Here is a 21,306-nt window from a genome sequence, read left to right on the forward strand (position 1 = left end):
ACCCGCCCTTGAATATAACGTTAACGCGCCATCAGGCCGATTGCTGACCTTCGGCCAGGAAGAACCAGGTATCGAGCACCGAATCCGGGTTCAACGATACGCTTTCGATGCCCTGCTCCATCAGCCAGCGCGCCAGATCTGGGTGGTCCGAAGGACCCTGACCACAGATGCCGATGTACTTGCCGGCCTTGTTACAGGCCTGGATGGCATTGCTCAGCAGTTTCTTCACGGCCGGGTTACGCTCATCGAACAGGTGCGCGACGATACCCGAATCGCGGTCCAGGCCCAGCGTGAGCTGGGTCAGGTCGTTGGAGCCAATGGAGAAACCATCGAAGAACTCAAGGAACTCTTCAGCCAGAATCGCGTTGGACGGCAGTTCGCACATCATGATGACCTTCAAGCCATCCTGACCACGGGCCAGACCGTTGGCAGCCAGCAGATCAACCACTTGGCTGGCCTCACCGAGGGTGCGCACGAACGGCACCATGATCTCGACGTTGGTCAGGCCCATTTCATTGCGCACTTTCTTCAACGCGCGGCATTCGAGTTCGAAGCAATCACGGAACGACTCGCTGATATAACGCGAAGCACCGCGGAAGCCCAGCATCGGGTTCTCTTCTTCCGGCTCGTAGAGTTTGCCGCCGATCAGGTTGGCGTATTCGTTGGACTTGAAGTCCGACAGACGCACGATAACTTTCTTCGGCCAGAACGCTGCAGCCAGAGTACTGATGCCTTCGACCAGCTTCTCGACGTAGAAATTGACCGGATCGTCGTAACCTGCAATGCGCTTCTCGACGCTTTCTTTGATCTCCGGCGGCAGGCCGGCAAAGTTCAGCAGCGCTTTGGGGTGCACACCAATCATGCGGTTGATGATGAATTCCAGACGCGCCAGGCCCACACCTTCGTTGGGTAGCTGGGCGAAGTCGAAGGCACGGTCCGGATTACCGACGTTCATCATGATCTTGAACGGCAGTTCAGGCATGGCATCGACCGAGTTCTTACGAATATCGAAGCCCAGCTCGCCTTCGAAAATAAAGCCGGTGTCGCCTTCAGCGCAGGATACGGTGACGCCCATGCCGTCTTTCAGCACCTGGGTGGCGTTGCCGCAGCCGACGACTGCAGGAATACCCAGTTCGCGGGCAATAATCGCAGCGTGACAGGTACGCCCGCCACGGTTGGTGACAATGGCGCTGGCGCGCTTCATCACCGGCTCCCAGTCTGGGTCGGTCATGTCGGAAACTAACACGTCGCCTGGCTGGACCTTGTCCATCTCAGAAACGTCATGGATCACCCGTACGCGACCCGCACCGATCTTCTGCCCGATCGCGCGACCCTCAACCAGCACGGTGCCGGTTTCCTTGAGCAGGTAACGCTCCATTACATTGATGTTAGAGCGGCTCTTCACGGTTTCAGGGCGCGCTTGAACGATGTACAGCTTGCCGTCGTCACCGTCTTTAGCCCATTCGATGTCCATCGGACGACCGTAGTGCTTCTCGATGATCATGGCTTGTTTGGCCAGCTCGCTGACCTCAGCATCGCTCAGGCAGAAGCGCGCACGTTCGGCGCGATCAACGTCGACGACCTTGACCGACTTACCGGCCTTGGCTTCGTCGCCATAGATCATCTTGATGGCTTTGCTGCCCAGGTTGCGACGCAGAATCGCTGGGCGACCGGCTTCCAGGGTCTGCTTGTGCACGTAGAACTCATCGGGGTTCACAGCGCCCTGCACCACGGTTTCGCCAAGGCCATAGGCGCCGGTGATAAACACCACGTCACGGAAGCCGGATTCTGTATCCAAGGTGAACATCACCCCGGCGGTACCGGTTTCCGAGCGCACCATGCGCTGCACGCCGGCAGACAGAGCGACCAATTTATGATCAAAGCCCTGGTGTACGCGGTAGGCGATGGCGCGGTCGTTGAACAGCGAGGCAAATACCTCTTTAGCAGCACGGATCACATTGTCCACGCCACGGATGTTCAGGAAGGTTTCTTGCTGACCGGCAAACGAAGCGTCTGGCAGGTCTTCGGCGGTGGCCGAGGAGCGCACGGCTACGGCCATGTTGTCGTTGCCACCGGCCATTTCGGCGAAGGCAATACGAATCTGCTTGTCCAACTCGGCGGGGAACGGTGCATCCATGACCCACTGACGGATCTGCGCGCCAGTCTTGGCCAAGGTGTTGACGTCATCAACATCAAGGGCATCAAGGGCCGCATGAATCTGCGCGTTCAGGCCGCTCTGCTCGAGAAAGTCTCGGTAAGCCTGGGCTGTTGTGGCGAAACCACCGGGCACTGAAACACCGGCACCAGCAAGGTTGCTGATCATCTCGCCCAGGGAGGCGTTCTTGCCCCCTACGTGCTCAACATCGTGATTGCCGAGCTTATCGAGGGAAACTACGTACTCTACCAAGGTGATCTCTCCACTAAGGTGTTGGAAAAGCTCAAGGGGCTGGGGAAACTCGCCGGCATACATGCCCGCACGATTGTGGCCTGGCCCTGGAAAATAAGTAACAATGCCGGCCAGATCGGCCCTGCAAAGGCGGGCCTATGATAGCCAAGATTCGTCCTCAGCTTAAGGCCCATGGCACAAATGAAACGAACCGCTTTTTTCATCTCCGATGGCACCGGCATCACTGCCGAAACCCTGGGCCAAAGTCTGCTAGCCCAATTTGAAACTATCGACTTCACCAAACTCACGCGACCCTACATCGATAGCGTGGAAAAAGCGCGCGCAATGGTACAACAAATCAACAGCGCAGCCGAGAAGGACGGCTCTAGACCGATCATTTTCGACACCATCGTCAATCAGGACATACGCGACATCCTGGCTGAGTCCGAAGGTTTTATGATCGATATCTTCTCGAGTTTTCTGGCCCCTCTGGAACAGGAACTGACCTCACATTCCTCTTACTCCGTCGGCAAGTCACACTCCATCGGCCACAACTCCAACTACATGGAGCGTATTGAAGCGGTCAACTTCGCCTTGGATAACGACGACGGTGCACGCACTCATTACTACGACAAAGCTGATTTGATCCTGGTCGGCGTATCACGCTGCGGTAAAACCCCAACCTGCCTATATATGGCCATGCAATATGGCATCCGCGCCGCCAACTACCCGCTGACCGAAGACGACATGGAGCGTTTGCAGCTGTCGCCGGCCTTGAAAAAGTACAAGGACAAGCTGTTCGGCCTGACCATCGATCCGGATCGCCTCACCGCCATTCGCAACGAGCGCAAACCCAACAGCCGCTACGCCAGTTATGCCCAGTGCGAATTTGAAGTACGCGAAGTGGAAAACCTGTTCCGCCGCGAAAACATCAATTTCATCAATTCCACGCATTTCTCGGTAGAAGAAATATCGGCCAAGATCCTGGTGGAAAAAGGTGTTGAGCGCCGCTTTAAGTAAACGCTATAAACACTTGATATAAAAGAAAAAGGCCCGACAACTTCGAGCCTTTTCTCAGGCTGCTGATTTAGATCGAGTCGCCAGGAACCCGCACCCAACCTTCCATCAGAATCCGCGCACTACGCGACATAATCGCCTTAGTCACCGTCCACTGGCCGTCAACCAGCGCCGCCTGAGCGCCAACGCGCAATGTCCCGGATGGATGACCAAAGCGCACCGCTTCGCGTGCACTGCCACCCGCAGCCAAATTAACCAGCGTGCCCGGAATCGCCGCCGCCGTGCCGATAGCCACAGCACAGGTGCCCATCATCGCGTGGTGCAGCTTGCCCATCGACAGCGCGCGCACCAGTAAATCGACATCAGCCTCCTGCACTGTTTTGCCGCTGGACGAGAGGTAATCCTTGGGCTTGGCGACGAAGGCGATCTTCGGCGTGTGCTGCCGGGTAGCCGCTTCTTCTGCAGTTTTGATCAGGCCCATGCGCAAGGCACCTGCCACACGAATCTTCTCGAAGCGCGCCAATTGCTCCGGATCACCGTTGATCTGCTCGCGCAGCTCGCTGCCGCTGTAGCCAATGTCTTCGGCGTTGACGAACACGGTGGGGATACCGGCCGTGATCATGGTCGCTTTGAAAGTACCGACGCCCGGCACGTCCAGATCATCGATCAGGTTACCGGTGGGGAACATCGAACCGCCTTCCTCACCATCGTCAGACGGATCAAGGAACTCCAGCACAATCTCGGCAGCGGGAAAGGTCACCCCATCCAGCTCGAAGTCGCCGGTTTCCTGCACCTGGCCATTGCTAACCGGCACATGGGCAATGATGGTTTTCTGGATATTTGCCTGCCAGATACGCACCTCGCACATACCGTTCTGCGGAATGCGCGACGGGTCAACCAGGCCGGCGTGCAGGGCAAACGCGCCAGCGCCCGTGGACAGATTGCCGCAGTTACCGCTCCAATCGACGAAGGCCTTGTCGATCGACACCTGGCCGTAGAGGTAGTCGACATCGTGATCCGGCTGGCTGCTCTTCGACAGAATCACGCATTTCGAGGTCGAGGATGTCGCCCCACCCATGCCATCAATTTGCGCGGCATAAGGATCGGGGCTGCCAATCACCCGCATAAACAGCTTATCGCGCGCCGCTCCTGGCACTTGGCAGCTCTGCGGCAGGTCTTGCAGGCGGAAGAACACGCCCTTACTGGTACCGCCACGCATATAGGTGGCGGGGATTTTGATCTGGGGTAACTGAGACATGGTGATTACCTGGCCTTATAAACCCTAGGGTGGATAGTGTTTTTCCATCCACCGCTCAACGTTGTCATGGTGGATCGGTGAAACGTGATCCACCCTACGAAAGACCGGGGCGTTAACGCCCCGGTGGTCAATCAGCCCTTGGTGGACTCCAGGAAGTCCTGAGCAAAGCGCTGCAGCACACCGCCCGCCTCGTAGATCAAGACTTCTTCGTTGCTGTCCAGGCGACAGGTCATCGGCACTTCAACGCGCTCGCCATTGCGACGTGTGATCACCAACGTCATGGTTGCGCGCGGCTTGCGCTCACCGATCACGTCATACACTTCAGTGCCGTCGATACCCAGGGTCAGGCGTGTAGTGCCTGGTTTGAACTCCAGCGGTAGCACGCCCATGCCGATCAAGTTAGTGCGGTGAATACGCTCGAAACCTTCGGCGGCAATCACCTCAACACCGGCCAAGCGTGGCCCCTTGGCGGCCCAGTCACGCGAGCTGCCCTGGCCATAGTCGGCGCCGGCAATGATGATCAGATTCTGCTTGCGCCCCATATAGGTTTCGATGGCTTCCCACATGCGCATGACCTGGCCTTCCGGCTCAACCCGCGCCAGCGAACCCTTCTTCACCTGCCCATCCACCACGGCCATTTCGTTGACCAGTTGCGGGTTGGCGAACGTGGCGCGCTGCGCGGTCAGGTGATCGCCGCGGTGGGTGGCGTAAGAGTTGAAGTCCTCTTCCGGCAAGCCCATTTTGTGCAGGTACTCGCCCGCTGCCGAGTTCAGCAGAATGGCGTTGGAGGGCGACAGGTGGTCGGTGGTGATGTTGTCCGGCAGCACCGCCAACGGCCGCATGCCCTTGAGCGTGCGCTCACCGGCCAGCGCACCTTCCCAATACGGCGGACGACGAATGTAGGTCGACATCGGGCGCCAGTCGTACAACGGGCTTTCAGCCTCCTGCACAGCACCCAGGTCAAACATCGGGATGTAAACCTGACGGAACTGCTCCGGCTTGACGCTGGCCGCGACGATGGCATCGATCTCTTCGTCGCTCGGCCACAGGTCTTTCAGGGTGACCGGATTGCCCTGCTGGTCATGCCCGAGCACGTCTTGCTCGATGTCGAAACGCATGGTGCCGGCAATGGCATACGCCACCACCAACGGCGGTGAAGCGAGGAACGCCTGCTTGGCGTAAGGGTGAATACGCCCGTCGAAGTTGCGGTTGCCCGACAGTACGGCGGTGGCGTACAGATCACGGTCGATGATCTCCTGCTGGATCAGCGGATCCAGCGCACCGGACATGCCATTACAGGTGGTGCAGGCGTAGCCAACAATGCCGAAACCGAGTTGTTCCAACTCGGACAGCAGGCCTGCGTCCTCCAGATACAGCTTGGCGACCTTGGAGCCTGGTGCGAACGAGGTCTTGACCCAAGGTTTGCGCAGCAAGCCGAGCGCATTGGCCTTCTTCGCCAGCAAGCCCGCAGCCACCACATTGCGCGGGTTGGAGGTGTTGGTGCAGCTGGTGATGGCCGCGATAATCACCGCGCCGTCGGGCATCAAACCGTCAGCTTCCTCAACCTTGCCGGATGCCAGCTTGGCTTCGTCTGCAATGCCGCGCTCGTGCAGTGCCGAGGTTGGCAGGCGGCGATGCGGGTTGCTCGGTCCGGCCATATTGCGCACCACAGACGACAGGTCGAAGCTCAGCACCCGCTCGTATTCGGCAGTAACCAGCGCATCAGCCCAGAGACCGGTGGTCTTGGCGTAATGCTCGACCAACGCCACCTGCTCCGGTTCGCGGCCGGTGAGTTTGAGGTAATCGATGGTCTGCTGGTCGATGTAGAACATCGAAGCAGTGGCACCGTATTCCGGGCACATATTGGAAATGGTCGCACGATCGCCAATGGTCAGGCTGTTGGCACCCTCACCGTAGAACTCAACCCAGGCACCGACCACGCGCTCAGCACGCAGGAACTCGGTGATGGCCAGGACGATGTCGGTAGCGGTAATACCGGGCTGACGCTTGCCGGTCAGCTCGACACCGACGATATCCGGCAGGCGCATCATCGATGCGCGGCCCAGCATCACCGTCTCAGCTTCCAGGCCACCAACACCCACGGCGATTACGCCCAGGGCATCGACGTGCGGAGTGTGGCTGTCCGTGCCGACGCAGGTGTCCGGGAAGGCCACGCCGCCACGCGCCTGAATCACCGGGCTCATTTTCTCCAGGTTGATCTGGTGCATGATGCCGTTGCCGGCCGGGATCACGTCGACGTTCTTGAATGCAGTCTTGGTCCACTCGATAAAGTGGAAGCGGTCTTCGTTGCGACGGTCCTCGATGGCGCGGTTCTTATCGAACGCGTCCGGGTCGAAGCCCGGCGCTTCGACAGCCAGCGAGTGATCGACGATCAGCTGAGTCGGCACCACCGGATTAACCTTGGCCGGGTCACCGCCCTGCTCGGCAATCGCATCACGCAGGCCAGCCAGGTCGACCAACGCGGTCTGGCCAAGAATGTCGTGGCACACCACGCGGGCCGGGTACCAGGGGAAATCCAGGTCGCGCTTACGTTCAATCAGCTGCTTCAGCGACTCAGTCAAGATCGCCGGATCACAGCGCCGCACCAACTGCTCGGCCAGCACGCGCGAGCTATACGGCAGCTTGGCGTAGGCACCGGGCGCGATAGCATCCACCGCCTCGCGGGTGTCGAAGTAGTCCAACACGGTGCCGGGCAACGGCTTACGGTGTTGGCTGTTGAGGGTAATGGTCATGGTTATGGACGCTCCTTGAGCGGCACGAACTTGACGTCTTCCGGGCCCACGTAGTTAGCGCTCGGGCGGATAATCTTGCCGTCGATGCGCTGCTCAATCACGTGGCTGGACCAGCCTGAGGTGCGCGCGATGACGAACAATGGGGTGAACATCGCGGTCGGCACACCCATCATGTGGTAGCTGACGGCGCTGAACCAATCGAGGTTGGGGAACATCTTCTTGATTTCCCACATGGTCGATTCCAGGCGCTCGGCAATGTCGTACATCTTCATGTTGCCCTGTTCGGCAGACAGCTCGCGCGCAACGTCCTTGATCACCTTGTTACGTGGATCGCTGACGGTGTAGACCGGGTGACCGAAGCCGATCACCACTTCCTTCTTCTCGACGCGCGCACGGATATCGGCCTCGGCCTCATCCGGATTGTCGTAGCGCTTCTGAATTTCAAATGCCACTTCGTTGGCGCCGCCGTGCTTCGGCCCGCGCAACGCACCAATACCGCCCGCGATGCACGAGTACATGTCCGAACCGGTGCCGGCGATTACCCGCGAGGTGAAGGTGGAGGCATTGAACTCATGCTCGGCATACAGGTTGAGCGAGGTGTGCATGGCACGCACCCAGGACTCGCGCGGCTTTTCACCGTGCAACAGGTGCAGGAAATGGCCGCCGATGGAGTCATCGTCGGTTTCCACCTCGATGCGCTTGCCGTTGTGGCTGAAGTGATACCAATACAGCAGCGCGCTGCCCAAGGAAGCCATCAGCTTGTCGGCAATATCACGGGCACCCGGGTGGTTGTGGTCGTCTTTCTCCGGCGACACACAACCGAGCACCGACACCGCGGTGCGCATCACGTCCATCGGGTGCGCCGACGGCGGCAGCTGCTCAAGACTGACCTTGAGGCTTGCCGGCAAGCCACGCAGGGCCTTGAGTTTGGCTTTGTAGCCTGCCAGTTCAGCGACGTTAGGCAGTTTGCCGTGCACCAGCAGGTGAGCGATCTCTTCGAAGTCGCAGCGATTGGCAAAATCGAGCACATCATAGCCACGGTAATGCAGGTCGTTACCGGTACGGCCAACGGTGCACAGGGCGGTATTACCGGCGGCGGTGCCGCTCAGTGCCACTGACTTCTTCGGCTTGAAGCCCGGGGTGGTGGTTTCTGGGGTCGCACTCATCGCTTCTATCTCCTCATCCGATCCGGTCGGGTGGTTCTTTTTATTGGCAGGCGCGCTGGCCCGCATTCCGGTTATTTCTTGGCGGCGAACAACGCATCCAGACTCTGCTCGAACGCGTGGTAGTTGATGCGATCGTAGAGCTCCATACGCGTCTGCATGGTGCCGACCACATTCTTCTGCGTGCCGTCGCGGCGCACGGCCATGTAGACGTTTTCAGCCGCCTTGTTCATCGCACGGAAAGCCGACAGCGGGTACAGCACCAGGCCGACATCCACCGAGGCCAGCTCTTCAGTGGTGTACAACGGCGTGGCACCAAACTCGGTGATGTTGGCCAGAATCGGTGCCTTGACCCGATCGGCGAAAGTTTTGTACATCGCCAGCTCGGTGATCGCTTCGGGGAAGATCATGTCGGCACCGGCCTCGACACAGGCGGCGGCGCGGTCCAGCGCCGAGTTCAAGCCTTCAACCGCCAGCGCATCGGTGCGCGCCATGATCACGAAGCTGTCGTCGGTACGCGCATCAACGGCAGCCTTAATACGGTCGACCATCTCCTGCTGGGAAACGATTTCCTTATTAGGGCGATGGCCGCAACGCTTGGCACCGACCTGGTCTTCGATATGAATCGCCGCGGCGCCGAACTTGATCATCGATTTGACCGTACGCGCGACGTTAAAGGCCGAGCTGCCAAAACCGGTGTCGACATCAACCAACAGCGGCAAGTCGCACACATCGGTAATGCGCCGTACATCGGTGAGCACGTCATCCAGGCCGGTGATGCCCAGGTCCGGCAAGCCGAGTGAACCCGCCGCCACGCCACCGCCAGACAGGTAGATCGCCTTGAAACCGGCACGCTTGGCCAGCAATGCATGGTTGGCATTGATGGCGCCGATAACTTGCAGCGGATGCTCTTCGGCAACCGCATCGCGGAAACGCTGACCGGGACTTTTCATGCTCATGACTCACCTCGGGTTTTGGCTGTTTGGGTGGGTGCGCCCTGCTCTTTGCTGATAGCAAAGTGGCGCTCGATATTACGTTTGGAGGCGCTGATATGGCGGCGCATCAATAACTCGGCCAGCTCACCATCACGCTCGGCAATGGCATCGAGAATACGGTGGTGCTCGGCAAACGCCTGCCGTGGCCGATTGGGCGTTGCGGAAAACTGCAGGCGGTACATGCGCACCAACTGGTACAGCTCACCACAGAGCATCTGGGTCAGGGTCTTGTTGCCACTGCCCTGGATGATCCGGTAGTGAAAGTCAAAATCGCCTTCCTGCTGGTAGTAGCCGACACCGGCCTTGAAAGCCGCGTCCTGCTCATGCAGGTCCAGAACGCGGCGCAGCTCGTCGATTTCGGCAGCGCTCATGCGCTCGGCCGCCAGTCGACAGGCCATGCCTTCCAGGGACTCGCGAATTTCGTAAAGCTCAATCAACTCAGCGTGACTGAGGGACACCACCCGCGCGCCAACATGCGGAATGCGTACCAACAAACGCTGGCCTTCGAGGCGGTGAATGGCTTCACGCAGCGGCCCACGGCTGATGCCATAGGTGCGCGCCAGCTCCGGCTCGGAGATCTTGCTACCGGGGGCAATCTCACCTTTGACGATCGCAGCCTGAATACGCCGAAAAACCTGCTCGGAGAGGGTTTCAGAATCTTCCTGACTGGACTCGGGCGACTCAATCACATCAGTCATATTGTCGACACTGTTTAAATTAACTGCCGTAAAACTAACTATATACCCCGTAAATGTCAAACACGCCCGCAGATTGTTGACAGTTGCTCATCAGCCTTTAGTCGATAACCGCCGCGACCTTACTTGCATAAACGTCTATAAGCGCCTGTGCTGACTGAAAAAGCGCATGGTAGAATGCCGCCCGCTTAGCACCCGCAAAGGAATTTTGCCGGCCTACCAGACTCCAAGCGCAAGCTCGCTCACGGCGATACGCGTTACACGCTTTTATTTACCCCCTATCAACAGCACACCGCCCGGACTTATGACACTCAAGCCCTTCCTTCTATTGTTATGCCTGTTACTGACTCCCGGCCTGAGTCTCGCCGCGGAGAAGACGGTTTATGGGCTTAATGAGTACGTGCGTTTATTCGACCTCGACCTCAAGCTCGCCGCCAAACTCGATACCGGCGCAAAAACCGCATCGCTGAGCGCCCGCGACATCGAACGCTTCAAGCGTGATGGCGAAACGTGGGTGCGCTTCTACCTGGCCATCGATGAGGCACATAACAGCCCGATCGAACGCCCCCTGGCACGCATCAGCAAAATCAAACGGCGCGCGGGCGACTATGATCCAGAGGAAGAAAAAACTTACACAGCTCGCCCGGTGATCGAAATGGACGTCTGCATGGGCCATGCCCTGCGCACTATTGAAGTGAACTTGACCGATCGTAGTGCATTCCAATACCCGTTATTGATAGGCTCCGAAGCACTCAAACGCTTTTCGGCGCTGGTCGATCCGAGTCTTAAATACGCAGCAGGCAAACCTGCTTGCACCCCTGACGCAAACCCTGGCGAGTAATTCCCATGCGCTCTCTTACGCTCCATCTGAAAGTCCTAGTCACGCTCCTTGTGAGCCTGGGCATTCTGATTACGGCTTATCAGATTTTCATCCTCGGCATCCCCATGACCGAAGACGAGACTGACGATCTGTGGAACATCGACGCCAAAGTCGAGTTCCTGGCCAACCCGCGCGAGCCGGTTAAACTGCAGATGTTTGTACCGCCACTGGCTCAGGATTACGTCAGCCTGAACGAGAGCTTTATCTCCAATAACTACGGCGTGAGCATCAACCGCACTGACGGCAACCGCAAAGTCACCTGGTCCGCACGTCGCGCCAGCGGCAAGCAAACCCTCTACTACCGCCTGGTGCTGACCAAGCGTTACAGCGGCGAGCAAACCAAGGCCAAAGGCCCCATTTTCCGTGACAGCATCCCGGTAGAAGGTGCCGAGAAAATTGCCGCTGAAGCGCTGCTCGCACCGATTCGCCAACACTCGGCAGACGTCGAAACCTTCATCAGTGAAACCATCAAACGCGTCAACAACAGCAACGACGACAACGTCAAACTGCTGCTGAGCGGCGACACCTCCACTGCCAACAAAGCCACGGCGATCGAGCTACTGCTGTCCATCGCCCACGTGCCGATGCAGCGCGTTCACACCATCCGCCTCGCCAGCGAAATCCAGCAAAGCCCAGAGCTGTGGCTGCGCAGCTTCAACGGCGAAAAATGGCTGTACTTCAACCCGGAAAGTGGCGAGCAAGGCCTGCCGGCTGATCGGCTGGTCTGGTGGACCGGTGATGAAAGCTTGGTCACCCTCGAAGGCGGCAAACAGGCGCAAGTCAGCTTCAGCCTGAACAACAGCGAAATGAACGCCATTCGCCTGGCCAAGCTGACCGACGAAAACACTGACGCCGACTTCCTCGAATACACCCTGTATGGCCTGCCGCTGCAAACCCAGCAGACCTTTATGATCATGGTCATGATCCCGATTGGCGTGCTGGTGATTCTGATCCTGCGTAACCTCGGCGGCCTGCAGACACTCGGTACCTTTACCCCGGTACTGATCGCCCTGGCCTTCCGCGAAACCCAACTGGGCTTCGGCATTATCCTGTTTACCGTGATTACCGCTCTTGGCCTGTCGCTGCGCTCTTATCTGGAACACTTGAAACTGCAGATGCTGCCTAGGCTTTCGGTAGTACTGACCTTCGTCGTGGTACTGATCGCGGTGATCAGCCTGTTCAGCCATAAACTTGGCCTGGAGCGCGGCTTGTCGGTAGCGCTGTTCCCGATGGTGATTCTGACCATGACCATCGAACGCCTGTCGATCACCTGGGAAGAGCGCGGCGGCGGCCATGCCTTCAAAGTGGCCATCGGTACCCTGTTCGCCGCAACCTTGGCGCATCTGCTGATGAGCGTACCGGAGCTGAACTACTTCATCTTCACCTTCCCGGCCGTGCTGATGATTCTGGTGGGCTTCATGTTGGCGATGGGTCGCTACCGCGGTTACCGCTTGACCGAACTGTTCCGCTTCAAAGCCTTCCTCAAGGACTAATGCCATGTTCGGTCTGATCAAGACGTGGAAAGCCCTTGAAGCCAAAGGCATCATGGGCATCAACCGACGCAACGCGGACTACGTGCTGAAGTACAACAAACGGCACCTGTACCCGATCGTCGATGACAAGATCATCACCAAGCAGCGCGCGATCGAAGCGGGCATCGATGTGCCGGAAATGTACGGCGTTATCGAGACCGAGAAAGGCATCGACAAGCTGCGCGAGATTATTGGTGACCGTCCGGACTTCGTGGTCAAGCCAGCGCAAGGCGCTGGCGGTGACGGCATCCTGGTGATTGCCGATCGCTTCGAAGACAAATACAGAACCGTCTCGGGCAAAATCATCAGCCACGAAGAGATCGAGCATCAGATCTCCAGCATTCTCACCGGCCTCTACTCCCTCGGCGGCCACCGTGACCGTGCGCTGATCGAATACCGCGTGACCCCGGACCAGATCTTCAAAAGCATCAGCTATGAAGGTGTACCGGACATTCGCATCATCGTACTGATGGGCTACCCAGTGATGGCCATGTTGCGCCTGCCCACCCGTCAATCCGGCGGCAAGGCCAACCTGCACCAAGGCGCCATCGGCGTTGGTGTGGACATGGCCACCGGGGTGACCTTGCGCGGCACCTGGCTGAACAACAAAATCAGCAAGCACCCGGACACCACCAACGCGGTGGACGGCGTGCAACTGCCAAACTGGGACGGCTTTATGAAGCTCGCTGCCGGCTGCTATGAGCTGTGCGGGCTGGGCTATATCGGCGTGGACATGGTGCTGGACCAGGACAAAGGCCCGTTGATTCTTGAACTCAACGCCCGCCCAGGCCTGAATATCCAGATTGCTAACGACTGCGGGCTCACTCACCGCGCCCATGCGGTTGAAGCACGTATCGCCGAGCTGAAAAAGAAAGGCATTGTGGAAACACCTGAAGAGCGCATGCGCTTCTCGCAAGGGCTGTTTGGTCACATAGCACCGGTCAAGGGCTGATCGACAACAGATGAGTCCGGACATTCCGGGCTTATCAAATAGCGACCCAACACCCTGCCAGGGCTTTGTTCTGGCGGGGTGTTTTGTTTTCAACCCTGCCTGGCCGTATGTTGTTTGAGACACATCGCACCACCCGACGATGCGCCCACTAAACCTCTCAGTAACAGAGCAAAGCAATGCACTGCTCTAGGACGAATACCGGCGACGCTCTACAATCGCCATCCGCGCACTCGAAGCTGTCATATGCCTACTTGCCTTGTACTGCCACTGCCCTATCAAGCAGACCCTTCTCACTATTTCAGCAGCATCCTGGATGCCCCGGGCGCCGTGCTGCTGGATGCCGGACGGCCGACCGCACAACGCGGGCGCTACGACCTTATGAGTGCCTGGCCACTGGCTGAATTGCTGCCAACGCCTGACGAAACGGCCGAGGCCTTCCTACAACGCCTGCGCCAGAGCCTCAACGCGCTGGGTAAAGCCGAAGCACCCGCCGACACGCCCCTGCCATTCGTTGGTGGGCTAATCGGCTACTTGAGTTATGACTTCGGCCGCCGACTGGAGCACCTCCCGAGCGAAGCTTTCGATGACCTCGACCTGGCCGACGCCCGCTTTGGTGTTTATGCCTGGGCCCTGGTGACCGATCACCAACAGCAGCGCAGCCAATTGGTATTTCACCCAAACCTGCCGGCAGCCGAACACCAGCGCCTGAGCCTGTTGTTCACCCAGCCATCAGCGCCGACACCCGAGCCGCAACCGTTCAAGCTGCTGCAACGCTTCCAGCACGACATCACCGAAGAGCAGTACCTGCAGCGCCTGGCGCGAATTCAGGCCTACATCCAGGCTGGCGACTGCTACCAGGTGAACCTTACCCAGCGTTTTCGGGCGAACTACCAGGGCTCGACGTGGACTGCCTACCAGGCACTGCGCGCCGCCTGCCCGACACCGTTCTCGGGCTATCAAACGCTGCCGAACGGTGGGGCAATCATCAGCCTGTCACCGGAGCGCTTCTTGCGCCTCAGCGAAGGCCAGGTCGAAACCCGCCCCATCAAGGGCACCCGCCCTCGCCATACAGATCCGCAGCAGGACCAAGCCGAGGCCGACGCCCTGCTCGACAGCAGCAAAGACCGCGCAGAGAACCTGATGATTGTCGACCTGCTGCGTAATGACCTGGGGCGCAGCTGCAAAGTCGGCTCGGTGCGAGTGCCGGAACTCTTCGCCTTGGAGAGCTACCCCAACGTGCACCATTTGGTCAGCGCCGTCACCGGCGAACTGGCACCGGATAAAGATGCGCTGGACCTGATCGCCGGCAGCTTCCCCGGCGGTTCGATTACCGGCGCGCCAAAGATTCGCGCAATGCAGATCATCGATGAGCTCGAGCCCACGCGCCGTGCACTGTATTGCGGCTCACTGCTGTACCTGGATGTGCGCGGCGAAATGGACAGTTCCATCGCCATCCGCAGCCTGCTGGCCAAAGACGGTCAGATCAGCTGCTGGGGCGGCGGCGGCATCGTCGCTGACTCTGACGGCCACGCCGAATATCAGGAGTCCATCACCAAGGTCAAAGTGCTGCTGCAAACCTTGGAGCGTTTCTGCGATTGAACGCAATACAGGACAGGCTTTTGCTTGCCGAGTCTTTGCCGATAGCAGTCGTTCGCCACAGAAGCGCGCCGATGATGCCCAGCAAAAACTAAACACCCTGCGAAGGCCTAGCCCTCGCAGGGTGTTTGGGTATCCGCCTAATTAACCCGCCAGCGCGCGGCATGGCGGGCTTTTGAATGCAGTCGATTAGATTGCCGGCTCGCCAGCCACGACAGCCTCACCAGGCTGGGCGATCTCAACCGGCAGGCCATCTTCCGCAGCAACCACTTCACGCAGCACTTCCCAATCCAGACGCAGATCGGCAAATTCGTCGTTTTTCAGCAGCGCATTGATCACCGCGGTGTGCTTATCGACGACCGAAACCTCTCCAGTCTCATCCAGCGGCGCGTGCGCCTCCAGATAGACCTTGCCGCCACTGCGGCCAAACTTGTAAGGCTCGTTGATGATGCGCACCGGCGTACCGACCGACACCATCGACGCCAGTTTCAGCACGTTATGGTTAAGCATGCGGAAACAACCGTGGCTGACGCGCATACCGATACCGAACTTTTTGTTCGAGCCGTGGATCAGATAGCCCGGCACCGACAGGCCCAGTTTATAGGGGCCCAGCGGGTTATCTGGTCCAGGCGGCACATAGGCCGGCAGCGGGTCACCTGCTGCCGCATGCTCTGCCAGAATCGACTTGGGTGGCGTCCAGCCCGGGTTCGGCGTTTTGGCTGTAATGCGCGCATCAGCCACCGGCGAACTCCAGCCCTCGCGACCAATACCCAGCGGATAGGTGTGCACCACATTGCCGCCTTTGGGGTAGTAGTACAGACGGTACTCAGCCAAGTTGATCACCACACCTTCACGCGGGCCTGGCGGCAGGATAAAACGCGTCGGCAGAATGATCTCAGTCCCTTCACCCGGCAACCAGGCGTCAACACCCGGGTTGGCGATCACCATTTCCAGATAACCCAGGTCATTGACCACACCTAAATCGGCAAAGGTGTCCTCATATTTGGCCTTGATGACCTGCACCTCGCCAACGATGTCCTCGCCAGGCGGCGGCAAAGGAAGCTCAAGCGCATTGGCAGACGCTACCGCGAAGACAGCAGCGAGAGGCAGGCAGCGGGTAACGGCAAAAGCACGCGACAACATCCGAGAATTCCTGACGAAAATAGTGGGTGAAGGTAAATGGCGAGTGTACACCGGTTGATCAACTGCCGGGATACCTCAGCTCACGGGCAACGCAGGACGATCACCACGCTTCTGCGCATCCAGCCTCGCGCGACAAGCCGGGCACAAGCGTTTATCACGCAGCACGGCTTTGCTCAGATCACGCCATAACGGCTGCGCAGGCAGTAAACCACCACACAGCGTTCGGTCGGCGAACTCGCCTAATTCAAGCTGACGCGCGAGCAGGTGCACGCGCGCCTCTCGGCAGGCGAACAAGTCGAGCTGCTCGTCAGGTTCGATCAGTTGATAGGCATGCAAGGACCAGGCAGGACGCGGCATTGAGGGCTCCAGTGCGGGGGCGCCACATTAGCCGAAAGGCAGCCTACAGAAAAGCCTCTCAGACAAAGGTTTTAGGGCTAACCAGGCTTATTCAGCCGCGTGAAGTAGAGCCCAGGTAACTGGATGACATGATTTAGCATCGCGGCATGCCCACTCAGTACAATCGGGCCTTCCTGATCCTCTCTAGGGTGTACGTCAAAGCATCGGTTTTAGCAGCGGCCAGACGTTATCTAACAGTCGAGGCTGGGCTTCAGCGGTCGGGTGAATACCATCACTCTGCACCATGGAAGGCACGCCACCGATGCCCTCCAGCACAAAAGGCACCAACTCAGCACCAGTCTCAGCGGCGACTTGGGGAAACACCTCAGCGAACGCCGTGGTGTAGCGCACACCGTAATTAGGTGGTAAGCGCATGCCCAAAATCAGCACTTTGGCTCCTACCTTTTGTGATTGCTCAACCATGGCCGCAAGGTTTTGTTGCAATTGCATCGGCGGCTGACCACGCAGGCCATCGTTCCCCCCCAGCTCGATAATCACCAGCTCCGGCTGATGCTCTGTAAGTAGCGCAGGCAGCCGCGCGGCACCGCCTGCACTGGTATCGCCACTGATCGAGGCATTGACCACTCGATGGTCAAAACCCTGCTCAACCAGGCGTTTTTCCAGCAAAGCGACCCAGCCCTGGCGGGTATCCAGGCCAAAAGCCGCGCTGATACTATCGCCGACGACCAGTACGGTATCCGCGAACGCCGCCGGCCCCCAAAGCAGCAGGCTCAGGGCAGTACCGATCAACCACTTACGCATTGGATTCTCCATGAGCTCAAGTATTCTCACCGCGCGAAACCTTAGCAAAGTGGTCCCCAGCACGGAAGGCGAACTCACCATACTCCATGACCTGTCGCTGGAGCTTGCCTCTGGCGACAGTTTGGCGATTGTTGGCAGCTCTGGCTCGGGTAAATCCACCCTACTCGGCCTGCTTGCCGGCCTCGACCTGCCCAGCAGCGGCAGCGTTGTGTTGGCCGGTAACGACCTCGCTAGCCTCGACGAAGACCAGCGCGCCCGCGTGCGTGCCGAGCACGTCGGCTTTGTCTTCCAGTCATTCCAGCTGCTCGACAGTTTGAACGCCCTGGAAAACGTCATGCTGCCATTGGAGCTTGAAGGCCGTGCCGATGCCCGCCAGCGCGCCCGCACCTTGCTCGACCGGGTTGGCCTGGGCCAGCGTCTGACTCACTACCCACGTCAGCTCTCGGGTGGTGAACAACAGCGTGTGGCCATCGCCCGCGCCTTCGCCGCAGAACCGGCGGTGCTGTTTGCCGACGAACCCACCGGCAACCTCGACAGCCATACCGGCGAACGCATCAGCGATTTGTTGTTCGAGCTGAACAAGGAGCGCGGCGCGACACTGGTCCTGGTCACTCATGACGAGCGTCTGGCGCACCGCTGCCATCGCCTGATCCGTCTTGAAGGCGGCCACTTGGTCGACCACGTGGAACCCTGATGAACCACCTGCCGTTTACCCGCCTGCTCTCCCTCGCCAGCCGCCAATTGCTACGCGATGCCCGCGCGGGCGAGCTGCGCGTACTGTTTTTCGCCCTGCTGATTGCGGTCGCGGCCAGCACGGCCATTGGCTACTTCAGCGCACGCCTGAATGACGGCATGCTGCTGCGCGCCACCGAGTTCCTGGCGGCAGACCTGCGCCTGACGGGCAGCTCGCCCAGCTCACCCGAGCAAATCAGCAGCGGTAAACAACTGGGCCTTGAGCACGCCCAGTTGGTCGAGTTCTCCAGTGTGATCGCCAGCGACGCCGGTATTCAGCTGGCCAGCGTTAAGGCGGCGGACAGCGCCTATCCATTACGCGGCGAGCTGAAGAGTGCTGCCGCGCTCTATGACACCGAACACGTCAGCCCTGGCCCTGGGCCGGGCGAAGCCTGGGCCGAAGCCCGGCTGTTTGTCGCGCTTAACCTTAAACCCGGCGACAGCGTGGAAGTCGGCGCGAAAACCCTGCGCCTGACCCGCGTGCTGACCTTCCTGCCGGATGAAGCCGGCGACTTCTATAGCCTGACCCCACACCTGCTGATGCACCTCGATGACCTGGCCGCCACCGGCGTAGTGCAGCCCGGCAGCCGCGTGCGCTATCAAGAGCTGTGGCGTGGCGACAGCGAGGCCTTGGCGCAGTATCGCCAGAACATCACCCTTGCCGCCAACCAGCGCCTGGAAGATGCCAAAGATGGCAATCGCCAGGTGGGCAACGCCTTGGGCCGCGCCGAACGTTATCTGAACCTCGCCAGCCTCGCGGCCGTATTGCTCGCTGGGGTTGCCGTAGCCTTGTCGGCTGCACGCTTTGCCGCCAGGCGTTTCGATGCCAGCGCGCTGCTGCGCTGTCTCGGGCTGTCACGTAAGCAGGCACTCGGCCTGTTCAGCCTGCAACTGGCGCTGCTGGGCATAACGGCCAGCCTGATCGGTGCCCTGCTGGGCTGGCTGGCGCAACTGGCGCTGTTCAACCTGCTGCAAGACTTACTCCCAGCGCAGATTCCCCCTGGCGGTCTGTGGCCCGCCGTGGCCGGCATGGCCACAGGGCTGGTCGCCCTCGCCGGCTTTGCCTTGCCGCCCCTCGCTGCACTGGGCCGCGTACCGCCGCTGCGGGTTCTGCGCCGTGACTTGCTGCCCGTACCCGCCAGCTCCTGGCTGGTGTATGGCGCTGCCTTGCTGGCCCTGGGCCTGATCATGTGGCGCTTGAGCCTCGACCTGCAATTGACCTTTGCCCTGCTCGGCGGCGGCCTGGTGACCGCGGCGGTGCTCGGCGGTTTAATCCTGCTCAGCCTACAAAGCCTGCGTCGCCTGCTGGCCGGTGCCTCGCTGCCCTGGCGACTGGGGCTGGGCCAACTGCTGCGTAACCCACTCGCGGCCGCGGGCCAGTCGCTGGCGTTCGGCCTGATCATTCTGTCCATGGCACTGATTGCCCTGCTACGCGGCGAGCTACTCGACACTTGGCAAGATCAACTGCCCGAGCAAGCGCCCAACCACTTCGCCCTGAATATCCTGCCGGCGGACAAAGACGCCTTCAGCGCTCGCCTGAGCGAACTGTCCCCCCACCCCGCGCCACTCTTCCCGGTGGTGCCCGGCCGCCTTGTGATGATCAATGGCGAACCGGTACGGCAGATCGTCAGTAAGGAATCCCAAGGTGAACGTGCAATTCGCCGTGACCTGAGCCTGACCTGGGCAGCGGACCTACCCGCGGACAACTCCCTCGTCGCAGGGAGCTGGTGGCGCGAGGCCGACAGCGGCGAATTACCCGGCGTATCGGTGGAGTCCGAACTGGCCGAAAGTCTGCAACTGAAACTCGGCGACCGCCTGAGTTTCAGCGTCGGCGGCCTCAACCGTGATGCCGTGGTCAGCAGCCTGCGCGAAGTCGACTGGAACAATTTCCAGCCCAACTTCTACATGATCTTCCAGCCCGGCACTCTGCAGGATCTGCCCGTCACCTACCTGACCAGCTTCTACCTGCCGCCGCAGCAGGAGCAGCAACTGGTGGCGCTGTCACGCGCCTTCCCGGCTGTGACCTTGCTGCAGGTCGAAGCCCTGTTGGCGCAGCTGCGCAGCATCCTCGCGCAGGTCACCCTGGCCATCGAGTTCGTCCTGCTGTTCGTCCTGGCGGCCGGGCTTGCCGTGCTGTTCGCCGGCCTGCAGTCCACGCTGGATGAGCGCATTCGCCAAGGCGCTCTGCTTCGGGCCCTGGGTGCCGAGCGCAAACTGCTGATCAAAGCGCGGCGCGCCGAATTCGGCCTGTTAGGTGCTTCGAGCGGGCTGCTGGCGGCATTTGGCTGTGAGCTGATCAGTTTCTTGCTCTACCGCTTTGCCTTTGACCTCAGCTGGCAACCCCACCCCTGGTTGCTGTTGCTGCCGTTGATTGGCGCCTTGCTGGTGGGCGGCGCAGGTATTCTCGGCACGCGCCGGGCGTTAAATATCAGCCCGCTGACGGTGCTGCGCGAGGGCTGATAGACTCGCGCCTCACTTTTCTCTGCCGTCTGCGAGCCTGCTTTTAACGCAGCAGGCCGACGCACAGCAGACGTTAAACAGGTTCTTATGAGTCGCTACCGCCCACCCCGCTCCGCTGGCACACCGTTGATTACCCCCGAAGGCGAGGCGCGCATGCGTGCCGAGCTGCATGAGCTGTGGCATGTGCGGCGCCCGCAGGTCACCCAATCGGTCAGCGAAGCCGCTGCGCAAGGCGACAGGTCGGAAAACGCCGAGTACACCTACGGCAAGAAAATGCTGCGCGAGATCGACAGCCGCGTACGTTTTTTGACCAAACGCCTGGAAAACCTCAAGGTCGTCAGCACCCGGCCCAGCGATCCGGATAAGGTCTACTTCGGCGCCTGGGTCACCCTGGAAGATGAAGAAGACAGCGAGGCGCGCTACCGCATCATCGGCCCCGACGAGCTGGACCTGAAAAACAACCTGATCAGCATCGACTCGCCCTTGGCCCGCGCCCTGATCGGCAAAAGCCTGGACGCCGAAGTGCGGGTACACACCCCGACCGGCGAAAAGACCTGGTACATCGTCGCCATCGACTACCCGTGAG

17 protein-coding genes are annotated in these 21,306 nt (G+C 59.8%); 8 read left to right on the forward strand and 9 right to left on the reverse strand.

All coding sequences use genetic code 11. The features are described 5' to 3' along the window. Positions 1–31: 31 nt before the first annotated feature. Positions 32–2,407 carry a phosphoenolpyruvate synthase gene (gene ppsA / locus N1078_RS02945; RefSeq protein WP_274086701.1) on the reverse strand — a complete coding sequence of 792 codons (2,376 nt, stop codon included), beginning with the start codon at positions 2,405–2,407 and terminating at the stop codon, positions 32–34. Between the two features lie 180 nt (positions 2,408–2,587). On the opposite strand from ppsA, the gene ppsR reads away from it, so the two are divergent. Next, positions 2,588–3,406, forward strand: coding sequence for a posphoenolpyruvate synthetase regulatory kinase/phosphorylase PpsR (ppsR, locus tag N1078_RS02950; RefSeq protein ID WP_274086702.1), 819 nt, complete (start codon positions 2,588–2,590; stop codon positions 3,404–3,406). 67 nt (positions 3,407–3,473) lie between these two features. On the opposite strand, the gene prpF is transcribed toward ppsR, so the two are convergent. The 5 genes from prpF to N1078_RS02975 form a co-directional block, all read right to left on the reverse strand. Further along, positions 3,474–4,661 carry a 2-methylaconitate cis-trans isomerase PrpF gene (gene prpF / locus N1078_RS02955; protein ID WP_274086703.1) on the reverse strand — a complete coding sequence of 396 codons (1,188 nt, stop codon included), beginning with the start codon at positions 4,659–4,661 and terminating at the stop codon, positions 3,474–3,476. A gap of 131 nt (positions 4,662–4,792) precedes the next feature. Beyond that, on the reverse strand, positions 4,793–7,414 hold the full coding sequence (gene acnD, locus N1078_RS02960) for a Fe/S-dependent 2-methylisocitrate dehydratase AcnD (RefSeq protein WP_274086704.1): 2,622 nt from the start codon (positions 7,412–7,414) through the stop codon (positions 4,793–4,795). Positions 7,415–7,416: 2 nt separating this feature from the next. Next, positions 7,417–8,580: a bifunctional 2-methylcitrate synthase/citrate synthase gene (gene prpC, locus N1078_RS02965; RefSeq protein WP_274086705.1), complete on the reverse strand. Its 1,164-nt coding sequence runs from the start codon at positions 8,578–8,580 to the stop codon at positions 7,417–7,419. Between the two features lie 71 nt (positions 8,581–8,651). Then, positions 8,652–9,536 (reverse strand): methylisocitrate lyase, encoded by an 885-nt coding sequence (gene prpB / locus N1078_RS02970; RefSeq protein ID WP_274086706.1) that lies wholly within the window; start codon positions 9,534–9,536, stop codon positions 8,652–8,654. Further along, complete coding sequence (locus tag N1078_RS02975; protein WP_274086707.1) at positions 9,533–10,270, reverse strand: GntR family transcriptional regulator; 738 nt, start codon at positions 10,268–10,270, stop codon at positions 9,533–9,535. Before N1078_RS02975 ends, prpB begins: the two co-directional genes overlap by 4 nt. Positions 10,271–10,571: 301 nt before the next feature. On the opposite strand from N1078_RS02975, the gene rloA reads away from it, so the two are divergent. The 4 genes from rloA to pabB all read left to right on the forward strand — a co-directional run bounded on the left by rloA (position 10,572) and on the right by pabB (position 15,230). Further along, positions 10,572–11,108: a retropepsin-like aspartic peptidase RloA gene (rloA, locus tag N1078_RS02980; protein ID WP_274086708.1), complete on the forward strand. Its 537-nt coding sequence runs from the start codon at positions 10,572–10,574 to the stop codon at positions 11,106–11,108. A 5-nt stretch (positions 11,109–11,113) separates the two neighbouring features. After that, positions 11,114–12,640 carry an osmotic stress tolerance membrane protein RloB gene (gene rloB, locus N1078_RS02985; protein WP_274086709.1) on the forward strand — a complete coding sequence of 509 codons (1,527 nt, stop codon included), beginning with the start codon at positions 11,114–11,116 and terminating at the stop codon, positions 12,638–12,640. Positions 12,641–12,644: 4 nt separating this feature from the next. Continuing rightward, positions 12,645–13,631: an alpha-L-glutamate ligase-like protein gene (locus tag N1078_RS02990; protein ID WP_274086710.1), complete on the forward strand. Its 987-nt coding sequence runs from the start codon at positions 12,645–12,647 to the stop codon at positions 13,629–13,631. A gap of 243 nt (positions 13,632–13,874) precedes the next feature. Beyond that, positions 13,875–15,230, forward strand: a complete 1,356-nt coding sequence (gene pabB / locus N1078_RS02995; protein ID WP_274086711.1) for an aminodeoxychorismate synthase component I — start codon at positions 13,875–13,877, stop codon at positions 15,228–15,230. A 186-nt stretch (positions 15,231–15,416) separates the two neighbouring features. Here pabB and N1078_RS03000 read toward each other — a convergent pair whose 3' ends face one another. The 3 genes from N1078_RS03000 to N1078_RS03010 all read right to left on the reverse strand — a co-directional run bounded on the left by N1078_RS03000 (position 15,417) and on the right by N1078_RS03010 (position 17,528). After that, positions 15,417–16,370, reverse strand: coding sequence for a L,D-transpeptidase family protein (locus tag N1078_RS03000; RefSeq protein WP_274086712.1), 954 nt, complete (start codon positions 16,368–16,370; stop codon positions 15,417–15,419). 75 nt (positions 16,371–16,445) lie between these two features. Next, positions 16,446–16,727 (reverse strand): hypothetical protein, encoded by a 282-nt coding sequence (locus tag N1078_RS03005; RefSeq protein ID WP_274086713.1) that lies wholly within the window; start codon positions 16,725–16,727, stop codon positions 16,446–16,448. A 195-nt stretch (positions 16,728–16,922) separates the two neighbouring features. Beyond that, entirely contained in the window at positions 16,923–17,528 is a 606-nt protein-coding gene (locus N1078_RS03010; protein ID WP_274086714.1) for an arylesterase, read from the reverse strand. Between the two features lie 10 nt (positions 17,529–17,538). On the opposite strand from N1078_RS03010, the gene N1078_RS03015 reads away from it, so the two are divergent. The 3 genes from N1078_RS03015 to greB all read left to right on the forward strand — a co-directional run bounded on the left by N1078_RS03015 (position 17,539) and on the right by greB (position 21,305). Next, the gene (locus N1078_RS03015; protein WP_274086715.1) at positions 17,539–18,222 is read left to right on the forward strand and encodes an ABC transporter ATP-binding protein; all 684 of its coding nucleotides are present in this window, start codon (positions 17,539–17,541) and stop codon (positions 18,220–18,222) included. Next, positions 18,222–20,720: an ABC transporter permease gene (locus N1078_RS03020; protein WP_274086716.1), complete on the forward strand. Its 2,499-nt coding sequence runs from the start codon at positions 18,222–18,224 to the stop codon at positions 20,718–20,720. Before N1078_RS03015 ends, N1078_RS03020 begins: the two co-directional genes overlap by 1 nt. An 87-nt stretch (positions 20,721–20,807) precedes the next feature. Next, a complete protein-coding gene (greB, locus tag N1078_RS03025) occupies positions 20,808–21,305 on the forward strand; it encodes a transcription elongation factor GreB (RefSeq protein ID WP_274086717.1) in 498 nt (165 codons plus the stop codon). The last annotated feature ends 1 nt before the right edge of the window (position 21,306 follow it).

This window comes from Pseudomonas sp. MIL19 (assembly GCF_028680365.1).
Taxonomy (GTDB): Bacteria; Pseudomonadota; Gammaproteobacteria; order Pseudomonadales; family Pseudomonadaceae; genus Aquipseudomonas; species Aquipseudomonas spirodelae.